Source organism: Streptomyces ziwulingensis, from assembly GCF_039542605.1.
Lineage (GTDB): Bacteria > Actinomycetota > Actinomycetes > Streptomycetales > Streptomycetaceae > Streptomyces > Streptomyces ziwulingensis.
On record NZ_BAABIG010000004.1, the window covers coordinates 22,667 to 34,697 of the forward strand.

Genomic DNA, 12,031 nt, shown 5'->3' on the forward strand with positions numbered 1-12,031 from the left:
TCCGGCTCCGCGAGCCGGCGGCGTTCCCCCGGGTGCGCCTCATGGGCGCCCCACGGTGCGGGTGGAGCCCGCCGCGCCCGGGGCGTCCGGCGAATCCGGCGAATCCGGGGCGGCGGGAGCGCCCGGTGACGTCCGTGGCGTCCGCGGCGGGTGCAGGAGGGTCGCCGTGGCCCGGTCGCAGAGGACGCGGACGCGTTCGCGGGGGAGGCCGAGCAGGGCCGCGGTCTGCTCCTCGGCGACACCCTCGTACAGGCGCAGCACCAGGATCAGGCGCTCCTGCGGCGGGAGTACGGCCAGCGGCCCCGCCGGGCGGGGACGGGCGGTCACCAGGGGGCCGCGGCGGTGCCGGACGTCGTGGGCGAAGCGGGTGGCGAGATACCGCCGGGTCCGGTCGTACGGGTCCTCGCCGCGCAGCCGTTCCCAGTGCGTGAAGGTGTGGACGAGGGAGCGGGTCAGCAGGCGCCGGGCGCGCGGGTTGGCGTCGGGCGCCTCGGCCGTGAGCAGGGTGGCGGCATGCAGCAGCCGCCCCGCCGTGCCCGCGACGAACGCCTCGAACTCCCGGGCCCGGCGGGCGCCTCGCGACGCATGCCGTTCGCGCACCGCGCCTCCCGCGTGAGGGCGACCCCGCCCGTCTCATCTGAGGCCAGGGGCGGTCCGCCGGTCAAGAGCCGGGAACACATCCGTACGCACGCGTGGTGACCGACCGCGTTCGGCCGGGCGGCGATTCAGGAGACGGGCGGTGTCTCCGCGCCCGGGACTTCCCCCACCGCCTGCGGGAACTTACGGGCGGACAGCGCGCCGTTGAAGCGCGTGAGGAGCGTGCAGAACGCCTCGCGCTCCTCCGGCGCCCAGTCCTGGGTCAGCTCGGCCATCAGCCGGCGGCGCGAGGAGCGCACCTCCTCCAGCCGCGACGCCCCCCGGGGGGAGAGCTGGAGCACGACCGCGCGCCCGTCCTCGGGGTGCGAGGTGCGCTTGACGAGACCGGTGTCGACGAGCGGGGCGACCTGCCGCGTGACGGTCGAGGAGTCGATCCCCATACTCGCGGCGAGCGCCTTGACGCCCATCGGGCCCTCGCTGTCGAGGCGGTTGAGCAGCAGGTACGCGGCGCGGTCCATGGAGTTGCGGACCTGCCCGACGCCGCCGAGCCGGGTCTGCTCGGCCCGCCGTGCGAAGACCGCCACCTCGTGCTGCAGCGTGTCGAGAAGACCGGTGTCACCGGCGGTCGTCATGTCCATCGACATTTCAGGTGTTGTGGGCATGGCCGGGGGCTCACTTCGTGAAGGGCTGCTGGTTGGGGGACAGGGTACGCGGCCCGGACCCGAGCCGTACCGGCGCTGCGCAAAGCCGGTCTCGGACGTTGGTCACAACGGTCGCCCCCGGCTGTGAACTGCGATGCTGGTGTCATGAGCTACAGCACGGCTGACTCCTTGCGGCCCGTCACCCTCGACGACGTGCGCGGCGCCCAGAAGATGCTTTCGGGCGTGGCGCGGGTGACCGCGATGGAGGGCAGCAGGCACCTGTCCCAGCTCGTCGGCGCGCCGGTGCACTTCAAGTGCGAGAACCTCCAGCGGACGGGCTCGTTCAAACTGCGCGGCGCCTACGTGCGGATCGCCGGGCTGCTGCCGGAGGAGCGGGCCGCGGGCGTGGTGGCCGCGAGCGCCGGCAATCACGCCCAGGGTGTGGCGCTGGCGTCCTCGCTGCTCGGGGTCGAATCGACGGTGTTCATGCCCCAGGGCGCCCCGCTGCCGAAGATCAGCGCGACCCGGGACTACGGCGCCGAGGTGCGCCTGCACGGTCAGGTCGTCGACGAGACGCTGGCCGCCGCCCAGGAGTACGCGGAGCAAACCGGCGCGGTGTTCATCCACCCGTTCGACCACCCCGACATCATCGCGGGCCAGGGCACGGTCGGACTGGAGATCCTGGAGCAGTGCCCCGAGGTCCGCACGATCGTCGTCGGGATCGGCGGTGGCGGGCTGGCGGCCGGGATCGCGGTGGCGGTGAAGGCGATCCGGCCGGAGGTGCGAATAGTGGGCGTGCAGGCGGAGGGCGCGGCGGCGTACCCGCCGTCGCTGGCGGCGGGGCGGCCGGTGGCCCTTGAGCACCCGGTGACGATGGCAGACGGGATCAAGGTGGGACGGCCCGGCGACGTGCCGTTCGGGATCATCGGCGACCTGGTGGACGAGGTCCGCACGGTCACCGAGGACCAGTTGTCCACGGCGCTGCTGCTCTGCCTGGAGCGGGCCAAACTGGTCGTGGAGCCGGCCGGCGCGAGTCCGGTCGCGGCGCTCCTCGGGGCGCCCGGCGCCTTCGAGGGCCCGGTGGTGACGGTGCTGTCCGGGGGCAACGTCGACCCGGTGCTGATGCAGGGCGTGCTGCGGCACGGCATGGCCGCGCAGGGCCGCTATCTGGCGGTCCGGCTGCGGTTGACGGACCGGCCGGGAGCGCTCGCCACGCTGCTGGGGGTGCTGTCGGTGCACGATGCCAACGTCCTCGACGTGAGCCATCTGCGGACCGATCCGCGGATCGGGCTCACGGAGGCGGAGGTCGAGCTGCATCTGGAGACGAAGGGCCCCGAGCACTGCGTCGAGGTCGGCCGGGCACTGCGCGACGCGGGCTACACGGTCATGCGCTAGCCGGGCGCTCCCCCCCGGAACCCTCACCGGGCCCGTTCTGTCACTCGTTCGGGAAAGTCCGTTGTGAGACGCGATACATCGCGTTACGGTGTGTCGAGTCGCACCTTTCCTCGCGTCACCCGGCGGTCCTCCGCGCAGGGCGAGCGGGGCGGGGACGGCGTACCTAGGCTTGCGAGAAGCCGGCTCAGCGAAGAATCCCCGACGACGTGGAGACTCACATGCCAGGCGCCATCTATGCCGAAGGTCTGGTGAAGACCTTCGGTGACGTGAAGGCTTTGGACGGCGTCGATCTCGACGTGCCCCAGGGCACGGTCCTCGGCCTGCTCGGGCCCAACGGCGCGGGCAAGACCACCGCCGTCCGCTGCCTGACGACCCTGCTGCGGCCCGACAGCGGACGGGCGGTCGTCGCGGGCATCGACGTCCTGGCGCAGCCCGACGCCGTGCGCCGCTCCATCGGCCTCTCCGGCCAGTTCGCGGCGGTCGACGAATACCTGACCGGCCGGGAGAACCTCCAGATGGTCGGCCAGCTCTACCAGATGCGGTCCAGGACGGCGAAGCGGCGGGCGGCCGAGCTGCTGGAGCAGTTCCACCTCACCGAGGCCGCGGACCGCCCCACCAAGACGTACTCCGGAGGCATGCGCCGCCGGCTCGACCTCGCCGCCGCCCTCGTCGTCTCGCCGCCCGTGATGTTCATGGACGAGCCCACGACCGGCCTCGACCCGCGCAACCGCCAGCAGTTGTGGGAGGTCATCAAGGACCTCGTCTCCGGCGGCACGACCCTCCTGCTGACCACGCAGTATCTGGAGGAGGCCGACCACCTCGCCCACGACATCGCGGTCGTCGACCACGGCCGGGTGATCGCCCAGGGCACCTCCGACCAGCTCAAGGCCCGCACCGGCGGCGAGCGCGTCGAGGTCGTCGTGCACGACCGCGAGCACATCCGCACCGCCTCGGAGGTGCTGCGCGCACTCGGCAAGGGCGAGACGACGGTCCAGGAGCACATGCGCAAGATCACCGTGCCCGTGACCGGCGGCGCCAAGCTGCTCTCCGAGGTCATCCGCGAACTGGACGGCCGCGGCATCGAGATCGACGACATCGGCCTGCGCCGCCCCACCCTCGACGACGTGTTCATCTCCCTGACCGGCCATCTCGCCGAGGCCCGGGCGGCCGAGGCCGAAGCGACCGAGGAGGCCGCCAAGTGAGTACCACCACCGACGCCGTCCGCGGGGAACCGTCCCGCAACGCCGTGGTCCGGTCCGTCCGGGACTCCATGGTGGTCGCCCGCAGGAACCTGATCAGGATGACCCGGATCCCCGAGATGGTCCTGTTCGGGGTCATCCAGCCGGTGATGTTCGTGGTGCTGTTCACCTACGTCTTCGGCGGCTCGATGAAGATCGGGGACAGCACCGACCCGGACGTCTACAAGGACTTCCTGATGGCGGGCATCTTCGCGCAGACCGTCACCTTCGCCACCGCGGGTTCGGCCGCCGGCATCGCCGACGACATGCAGAAGGGACTCGTCGACCGGTTCCGCTCGCTGCCCATGGCCCGGGGCGCGGTGCTCACCGGCCGTACCGTCGCCGACCTCGTGCAGACGTCCATCACGATGCTCGTCCTCGCGGCCGTGGCGCTCATGGTGGGCTGGCGCACCGGCTCCGCGGAGCCGACCAACGCCGGAAAGATCCTGGCCGGCTTCGGCCTGCTGCTGCTCCTCGGTTACGCCTTCACCTGGATCGGCGCCCTGATCGGCCTGACCGTGCGCACCCCGGAGGCGGCGACCTCGGGCGGGATCATCTGGCTCTTCCCGGTGACCTTCGTGTCCAACGCGTTCGTGGACGCCGGCCAGATGACCCCCTGGCTGCGGCACGTCGCCGAGTGGAACCCCTTCAGCGCCACCGTCCAGGCGTGCCGCGAACTGTTCGGCAGCCCCGGGGTCTCCACCTCCGACGCCTGGCCCATGCAGCACCCGGTCTGGGCCTCGCTGATCTACTCGGTCCTGATCGTCCTGATATTCAGGACGCTGGCGGTCCGCAAGTACCGCTCGGCATCCGCCTGACAGCCGGCCTGACACCGCGGGCCGCCGCACGACGAAACCCCCGGCGTCACGGGGACGCCGGGGGCCGTCGCGGACAGCGCGGTGGCCGGATCAGCCGTTGTACGGCTCGGCGGTGAGGATCCGCACGGACGCCTTCTTGCCGTTGGGCAGCTCGTACTGCGCGTCGTCGCCGACCTTGTGGCCGATGACGCCGGTGCCCAGCGGGGACTGCGGCGAGTAGGTCTCGATGTCGGAGCTGGCGTACTCGCGGGAGGCGAGCAGGAACGTCAGCGTGTCGTCCTCGTCACCGTCGAAGGCGATCGTGACGACCATGCCGGGCGCCACCGAACCGTTCGCGGCCGGGGCCTCGCCCACCTTGGCGGACTCCAGGAGCTGGGTGAGCTGGCGCACGCGGAGCTCCTGCTTGCCCTGCTCCTCCTTGGCCGCGTGGTACCCGCCGTTCTCGCGCAGGTCGCCCTCCTCGCGTGCCGCGGCGATCTTGGCAGAGATCTCCGTGCGCGCAGGACCAGTAAGGTAGTCAAGCTCCTCCTTGAGCTTGTTGTACGCCTCCTGGGTCAGCCAGGTGACGTTCTCGCTGGTCTGGGTCACAGGTGCTCCTCGTCGGTACCGGATATACAAAGCGTCGCCCTGCCAAGAAGCATGTTCCTTCAGGGAAGGGCGAAACCACGAGCCTAACAATTCCGGGGCGAAAGGGGGAGGACATAAGCGCGCAGAATCACGTCGGCGCAGGTCAGCGCCGAGGGATCGGTGCGACGGTCAGTTCGCGTGACAGCCGAGCAGTTCGGCCGTCGTCCCCCGGGCCTTGGTGCGGAGCGTGACGACCTCGTCGACGCGGGTGTCGTCGCCGTCGAAGCGGAAGTCCGCGCGGCCCACCTCGGCGCCGTCCTCCGACTGGGAGCGCAGGGTGCAGTAGCCGTCGGTGCCGGCGTCCTTGCGGACCTCCAGGTGCACCTCGACCGACTCCGCGCCGGTCTCGAAGCTGATCACTTCGCCGCTGATCTTGTTCTGGCCGACGTAGTGGTAGCCGAAGTAGGCGATCAGGGCGAGCAGAGCGACGCCGAGGACGGCGCCGACGGCCTTGAGGGTGCGGTCGGCCCGCTCGTCGGAGGAGCGGCCGTAGCGGCTCTCGGGCGGTCGCTTGATCGCCGTGCTCATGATCGTCCTCTCGGCAGGAACGGAACGGATGTCCCGAACGGGGCCCGAGGACGGGGCCCCGGAATTTTTCGCCCCCCGATTCGGTCACTATAGAAGCCGCCGATCGCGCTCGAACACAGCGGGGCGCCGACACAACCGAGGATCGAGTCTTGACTGACCAGCTACGACTGATGGCCGTCCACGCCCACCCCGACGACGAGTCGAGCAAGGGCGCGGCCACCATGGCGAAGTACGTGTCCGAGGGGGTGGACGTGCTGGTCGTGACCTGCACCGGCGGGGAACGCGGCTCCATCCTCAACCCCAAGCTGCAGGGCGACGTCTACATCGAGGAGCACATCCACGAGGTGCGCCGCAAGGAGATGGACGAGGCCCGGGAGATCCTCGGCGTCAAGCAGGAGTGGCTCGGCTTCGTCGACTCCGGCCTGCCCGAGGGCGACCCGCTGCCGCCGCTGCCGGAGGGCTGCTTCGCCCTGGAGGACGTCGACAAGGCGGCCGGTGAACTGGTGAAGCAGATCCGCACCTTCCGTCCCCAGGTGATCACCACCTACGACGAGAACGGCGGTTACCCGCACCCCGACCACATCATGACCCACAAGATCACGATGGTGGCGTTCGAGGGTGCGGTGGACACCGAGAAGTACCCGGAGGGCGAGTACGGACCGGCGTACCAGCCGCTGAAGGTCTACTACAACCAGGGCTTCAACCGGCCCCGCACCGAGGCGCTGCACCAGGCGATGCTCGACCGCGGCCTGGAGTCGCCCTACGGGGACTGGCTCAAGCGCTGGGACGAGTTCCAGCGCGCCGAGCGCACGCTGACCACGCACGTCCCGTGCGCCGACTTCTTCGAGATCCGCGACAAGGCGCTGATCGCGCACGCCACGCAGATCGACCCCGAGGGCGGCTGGTTCCGGGTGCCGCTGGACCTCCAGCGGCAGGTCTGGCCGACCGAGGAGTACGAACTGGCGAAGTCGCTCGTGGACACCTCCCTCCCCGAGGACGACCTCTTCGCGGGCATCCGGGACAATGCCTGACATGAGTGCAAGCGCAAGCCTGGCAATGACGCACCTCGTCACCCTCGCCGAGATCGACGAGAACAAGGTCACCCCCGGTGTCCTCGGCTTCATCGTCTTCGCGGTGATGGCCCTGGCCGTGTGGGGGCTGATGAAGTCGATGACTCGGCACATGCACAAGGTCGACTTCAAGGAGGCCGCCGACCCCGAGGCGGACGCCGCCGGCAAGACGGCCGGCGGACCGGGCACGGCCTCGTCGGCCAAGGGCTGACCGGAGGGCTGGCCGAGGGGCCGGCCGAGGGGCGGACACCGGCCGCACCCGAGCCGCGGCACAGTCGTGCCGCGGCTCAGTCCTGGGTGACCTCGACCGCCACGCCCATCACCTCGCGGGCGTGGCGGCCGGGGACCATGCCCAGGCGCCACGCCTGCCAGCCCGCCTCCAGCTGGACACCGCGTTCCAGCAGGAGCCGGTAGGCGGCCAGGTAGCCGTCCATCTTCTCGTCCCGGGCCGGATGGCCCGCGCGGGCCAGCCGGATCACCTCCTCCTGCGCCACCGCGGTGCCGATCTCGACACCGCCGGGAGCGGCGTACGGCAGCAGGGTGCAGCGCAGGAAGCGGGCCCAGTCCTCGCCGCGGCGGTCGCCGTACGAGGCGAACAGGGTCACCGCCTCGTCGCACAGGGCGAGCGCCTGCGCCGCACGCGTGTTGCCCGCGTCCACCACCGCCAGTTCCAGACAGGTCCACGCCTCGCCGTGGGCGACGCCGATGCGCCGGAAGTCGGCGCGCGCGTCGACCAGCAGTTGCCGGGCGAAGCCGGAGTTGCGCAGGGAGCCCGTCTGGGCGGCGCGCAGATCGCGGGTGGCCCGGGCCGAGTGGTGGCGGGCACAGGCCAGGCCGTAGACGTCCCGCATCCGGGAGAACATCGTGCGGGAGCGTTCCAGCTCACGGACGGCCTGCTCCAGGTCGCCGGTCTCCTCCAGCGCCTGGCCCAGGTAGTAGACGGTCCACGCCTCACCGCGCGCGTCCTCGTTGTCCCGGTGCCGGGCCGCCGCCCGGCGCAGCTCCTGGACCGCCTCCGGGGCGTCACCGGCGACCAGCCGGGCCCGCGCGAGCTGGGTCAGCGCCCACGCCTCGCCACGCCGGTCCTGGGTACGGCCGTACAGTCCGAGGGCGGTGCGCAGATCGGCCTCCGCGCCCGGTACGTCACCCCGGCGCAGGTGGAGCTGGCCCAGTTGGAAGTGGGCCCACGCCTGGCCGTGCACGGACTCGCCCGCGCGGTGCAGCACCAGCGACTCCCGGAGCAGCTCCAGCGCCTCGGCCAGCCGCGAGCGGTCACGTTCCACCGCGGCCAGCGCGTGCAGCGTCCAGGCCCGGTCCGCGGCCAGGTCCGGGGAGGACTGGAGGTCCAGCGCCTCGCGGAGCTTGGCCATCGCCTCGTTCAGGTTGCCCTGGTGGTGCAGGGTGATGCCGAGCGAGGTCAGCGCGCGGGCCGCGCCCGCGTCGTGGTGCGCCTCCAGGTAGAGGTCGACCACGGAGGTGAGGGTGGAGCGCGCCTTGTCCAGTTCGCCGAGCTGCCGGGCCGCGATGCCGGTGCGCCACTGCACCGAGCGGACCAGCAGGCCCTCGTCGACCGCCTGCGCCAGGTCGTTGATCTCGCCCAGCCGGTAGAGGTCGCCGCGGAGCAGGCAGTAGTCGCAGAGCGCGCCCAGCAGGTTCAGCACCGCGCCCCGGTCGACGCCCTCGGCGTGCCGCAGGGTCGCCGTGATGAAGCTCGACTCGTCGTCCAGCCAGCGCAGCGCCTCGTCCAGCGAGGTGAAGCCGTGCGGGCCGAACCGGTCCGAGCGGGTCGACATGTTGCCGTCCACCAGGCGCAGCACCGAGTCGGCCAGTTCGGCGTAGTTGGTGATCAGCCGCTCCTGCGCCGAGGCCCGCTCGGCCGTCTCCTCCTCGTCCAGCAGCCGGGCCTGGGCGAAGGCGCGCACCGCGTCGTGCAGGCGGTAGCGGTTGCCGCGCACCTGGTCGAGCAGACCGGCCCGGGTCAGGGCGGTCAGATGCCCGGTCGCCTCGGTCTGGTCCGTGGCGAGCAGCGCGGCGGCGGCCGCCGCCCCCAGCGAGGTCCGGCCGGCCAGCGCCAGCCGGCGCAGCAGCCGGCGGGCCGGTTCGGGCTGGTCGGTGTAGCGCAGCCACAGCGCGCGTTCGACCGGCTCCACCGGGCCGTACGCGCCCAGGTCGGTGGCGAGGACGCGCGGGGAGCGGGGGCCGAGCGAGGAGCCCGCGAGGCGCAGCGCCAGCGGCAGCCCGCCGCACAACCCCCGTACGCGTTCGGCGGCCTCGGCGTCGTAGGGCCCGGAGGTGTCCTGCGCGATGGCGGCCAGCAGCTCCTCCGCGCCCGCCGCGTCGAGGGGTTCGACCGGCAGGTGGTGGACCCGGGCGTCGAGGCCGGCGGGCAGTTCCAGCGGCTCGCGCGCGGTGACCAGGACCAGGCTGTCGGATCGCTCGGGCACCAGCGTGCACACCTGGGCGACGTCCGAGGCGTCGTCGAGGACGACCGTGACGGGGACCCCGGTCAGATGCTGGTGGTACAGCTCGCTCAACCGTTTGACCTGTTGGTCCGCCGAGGACCGCTCCCGGAACAGGAGCTGCTCGCGGGGCGCGCCGAGCCGGTTGAGCAGGTGCAGCAGGGCGTCCCGGGTGGGCAGCGGCGCCTCCTCGGGGGTGTCGCCGCGCAGGTCGACGAGGCAGGCGCCGCGGAAGTGGTCGCGCAGGTCGTGGACGGCGCGCACCGCGAGGGTGGTACGGCCGCTGCCGGGTGCCCCGTGCAGGACGACCACCGTCGGCCGGGTCTCCGTGCTCGCGCGGGCCGCCCGCACCCACTGCCGCAACTGCGCCATCTCCCGGCGCCGGCCCGCGAACGCGCCCGCCGCCTCCGGAAGCTGCCCGAACGACTGTTCGAGAACCGTCCGGCCGCGGGCCGCCGCGCTCTTGTCGACGCCGCGCAGCTTCGGTCCGGTCTTCTTCGGGCCGGTGGAGGCGGCGAGCATCCGCTGCTGGTCCAGGAACGGCCGTACCCCCCGCACCTCCAGCGCCGTCAGCCACTGCAGCCGCAGTTGTTCGGGCCCGCCCGGCTGGCTCACCGCGCCGGCCCGGTGGTGGGCGGCCGGCAGATGCACACCGACCACCTTCACCACGGTCGCCGCCGCGCCGACCACCCCGACCGCCAGGCCGGCGCCCACCGCGGTGCCGGTGCCGGTGCCCAGGGCGACGTCGGCCGCCACCGCGGCGACCGCCGCCACACCGGCGACCAGCAGCGGAGTGCCGGCGCCCTCGCGGGCGTAGCGCTGGCGGAAGGTGAGCTGCCCGGCCCCGGCCTCGTCCAGGGCGTGGGTGTACGCCTCGTACTCCTCGGCGGCCGTGAGCGCCATCGAGTCCAGCGCGCCGCGTGCCCGGGACAGCAGGACGCCGCCGTCGGTACGTCCTCCCGTGCGCCGCACCTCCTCCTCCACGGCCCGCACCAGCAGCCTCTCGGCCTCCGTCCGATGACTGTCCCGCATGTCGTGTCCCCTCGAAGCGGTCCCGCGCGTCCCCCGGCCCGTCCCCCGGCCCGTCCCCGGGTCCTTCCCCACCTGACCGGCGGTTCAAGTCTCCCGCGCCGTGAATGCCCTGAGGAGAGTGCGGCGGCGGAGGGCCGGGGCGAACGCACGGTCGGCGGGAGTGGGGGGAGCGGGCGCTCGGGGGTCAGATCAGGACGACGATCTTCCCCCGCACATGCCCGCGCTCGGAGTGGGCGTGCGCCTGTGCGATCTCGTCCAGGGGGTAGGTCTGCTCGATGCGCGGGGTGTAGCGGCCCTGTGCGCCGAGTTCGCCCGCTTCGGTGAGGAACCCGGAGTCGTTGACCGCGTTGGCCATGTGCACGCCCAGTCGCTCCGCGTTCTGGTAGTCGGCGACCGTGACGACCCTGGAGGAAGCGCCGGCGATCTCGACCAGGTCGGCGAGGGAGCCGGAGCCGGCGGCGTCGAGTACGAGGTCGACCCCGTTCGGAGCCAGGCCGGTCAGGCGCTCCGCGAGGCCCGCGCCGTAGGTGACGGGAACGGCACCGAGGGAGGCGAGGAAGGCGTGGTTGCGCTCACTGGCGGTCCCGATCACCGTGGCCCCCTGGGCGAGGGCGATCTCGACCGCGGCCCCGCCGACCCCTCCGGCGGCGCCCTCGACCAGCAGGGTGCGCCCGGCCAGCGGACCCAGGGCCTTGAGCCCGCTGAGCGCGGTCACGGACGCGAGACCGGCCCCGGCCGCCTGCTCGTCGGTCCAGTTCGCGGGCGCCGGCGCCCAGGCCGACAGCACGGCCAGCTCCGCCGTCGCGCCCGTGACGCCGCCCAGCCCGAAGACGCGGTCTGCGAGGCGCACGCCGTCGACGCCCTCGCCGATCAGGTCCACCACGCCGACGGCGTCGCGGCCGGGGACCGCGGGCAGGTCCACCGGGAACACCTCACGCACCGCGCCGCCGCGCACCTTCCAGTCGACCGGGTTCACACTGGCCGCGGCGACGCGGATACGGATCTCGCCGGGGCCGGGAAGCGGGTCCGGGGCGTCCTCGACGGTGAGGGTCTCCGTACCGCCGTACTCGTGGTAGCGGGCTGCGCGCATGATGTCCTGCCTCGTGTTCGCACGGCTCGGTGTGCCGTGACGTCCACTACGCTAAAACCTGACGTCGACGTGAGGTGCAAGTCGGGGCGGCCGACCGGCGGAGCGGAGGATGTGTGCGCATCGGTGAGGTGGCCCGGCAGGCCGGAGTGAGCGTCCGGGCCCTGCGCTACTACGAGGAGCAGGACCTGCTGCCCTCCGAGCGGAGCGCCGGAGGGCAGCGCCGGTACGCGGCTTCCGCCGTCGAGCGGGTCAGGCTGATCCAGCAGCTCTTCGCCGCGGGCCTGCCGAGCAGGTCCGTGCGCGAGGTGCTGCCGTGCGTGTACTCCGGCACGGTGGCGCCCGGGCTCGTGAACCACCTGGAGGCCGAGCACGCGCGGATCAGCGAGCGGATCACCGACCTGCAAGCGGCGCGCGACCGGCTCGACGCCGTGATCGCCAACACCCGCAACCCACCCGCGCAATGCCGCCACCCCCGGGACTGACCTCGACGGTGAGAGGGGTCCGGGGACGAGGACCTTGCCGGAGCGCGCGCCCGC

12 protein-coding genes are annotated in these 12,031 nt (G+C 72.6%); 6 read left to right on the forward strand and 6 right to left on the reverse strand.

Annotation, left to right across the window (positions count from 1 at the left end; all coding sequences use genetic code 11):
* Positions 1–39: 39 nt before the first annotated feature.
* The gene (locus ABEB00_RS01250) at positions 40–600 is read right to left on the reverse strand and encodes a sigma factor-like helix-turn-helix DNA-binding protein (RefSeq protein ID WP_345616866.1); all 561 of its coding nucleotides are present in this window, start codon (positions 598–600) and stop codon (positions 40–42) included.
* Between the two features lie 125 nt (positions 601–725).
* Positions 726–1,241, reverse strand: coding sequence for a MarR family winged helix-turn-helix transcriptional regulator (locus tag ABEB00_RS01255; protein ID WP_345616868.1), 516 nt, complete (start codon positions 1,239–1,241; stop codon positions 726–728).
* A gap of 162 nt (positions 1,242–1,403) precedes the next feature.
* Between ABEB00_RS01255 and ilvA the strand changes: the two genes are divergently transcribed.
* The 3 genes from ilvA (at position 1,404) to ABEB00_RS01270 (ending at position 4,689) form a co-directional block, all read left to right on the forward strand.
* Positions 1,404–2,633, forward strand: coding sequence for a threonine ammonia-lyase (gene ilvA, locus ABEB00_RS01260; protein WP_345616869.1), 1,230 nt, complete (start codon positions 1,404–1,406; stop codon positions 2,631–2,633).
* 218 nt (positions 2,634–2,851) lie between these two features.
* On the forward strand, positions 2,852–3,835 hold the full coding sequence (locus ABEB00_RS01265; RefSeq protein WP_345616871.1) for an ATP-binding cassette domain-containing protein: 984 nt from the start codon (positions 2,852–2,854) through the stop codon (positions 3,833–3,835).
* Positions 3,832–4,689, forward strand: a complete 858-nt coding sequence (locus tag ABEB00_RS01270) for an ABC transporter permease (RefSeq protein ID WP_425586410.1) — start codon at positions 3,832–3,834, stop codon at positions 4,687–4,689. The genes ABEB00_RS01265 and ABEB00_RS01270 overlap by 4 nt, the downstream gene beginning before the upstream one ends.
* Before the next feature lie 90 nt (positions 4,690–4,779).
* On the opposite strand, the gene greA is transcribed toward ABEB00_RS01270, so the two are convergent.
* Both greA and ABEB00_RS01280 read right to left on the reverse strand, forming a co-directional pair.
* On the reverse strand, positions 4,780–5,277 hold the full coding sequence (gene greA / locus ABEB00_RS01275; RefSeq protein WP_345616872.1) for a transcription elongation factor GreA: 498 nt from the start codon (positions 5,275–5,277) through the stop codon (positions 4,780–4,782).
* 168 nt (positions 5,278–5,445) lie between these two features.
* Complete coding sequence (locus tag ABEB00_RS01280; RefSeq protein WP_345616873.1) at positions 5,446–5,844, reverse strand: DUF4307 domain-containing protein; 399 nt, start codon at positions 5,842–5,844, stop codon at positions 5,446–5,448.
* A 149-nt stretch (positions 5,845–5,993) separates the two neighbouring features.
* On the opposite strand from ABEB00_RS01280, the gene mca reads away from it, so the two are divergent.
* Both mca and ABEB00_RS01290 read left to right on the forward strand, forming a co-directional pair.
* Positions 5,994–6,875: a mycothiol conjugate amidase Mca gene (gene mca / locus ABEB00_RS01285; protein WP_345616874.1), complete on the forward strand. Its 882-nt coding sequence runs from the start codon at positions 5,994–5,996 to the stop codon at positions 6,873–6,875.
* Complete coding sequence (locus ABEB00_RS01290; protein ID WP_345616875.1) at positions 6,868–7,125, forward strand: hypothetical protein; 258 nt, start codon at positions 6,868–6,870, stop codon at positions 7,123–7,125. Before mca ends, ABEB00_RS01290 begins: the two co-directional genes overlap by 8 nt.
* Before the next feature lie 76 nt (positions 7,126–7,201).
* On the opposite strand, the gene ABEB00_RS01295 is transcribed toward ABEB00_RS01290, so the two are convergent.
* Together ABEB00_RS01295 and ABEB00_RS01300 are read right to left on the reverse strand one after the other, a co-directional pair.
* Entirely contained in the window at positions 7,202–10,405 is a 3,204-nt protein-coding gene (locus tag ABEB00_RS01295; RefSeq protein WP_345616876.1) for a tetratricopeptide repeat protein, read from the reverse strand.
* Between the two features lie 184 nt (positions 10,406–10,589).
* On the reverse strand, positions 10,590–11,495 hold the full coding sequence (locus ABEB00_RS01300) for an NADP-dependent oxidoreductase (RefSeq protein WP_345616877.1): 906 nt from the start codon (positions 11,493–11,495) through the stop codon (positions 10,590–10,592).
* Positions 11,496–11,608: 113 nt separating this feature from the next.
* On the opposite strand from ABEB00_RS01300, the gene ABEB00_RS01305 reads away from it, so the two are divergent.
* Positions 11,609–11,977 (forward strand): MerR family transcriptional regulator, encoded by a 369-nt coding sequence (locus ABEB00_RS01305; RefSeq protein WP_345616878.1) that lies wholly within the window; start codon positions 11,609–11,611, stop codon positions 11,975–11,977.
* Positions 11,978–12,031: the final 54 nt, after the last annotated feature.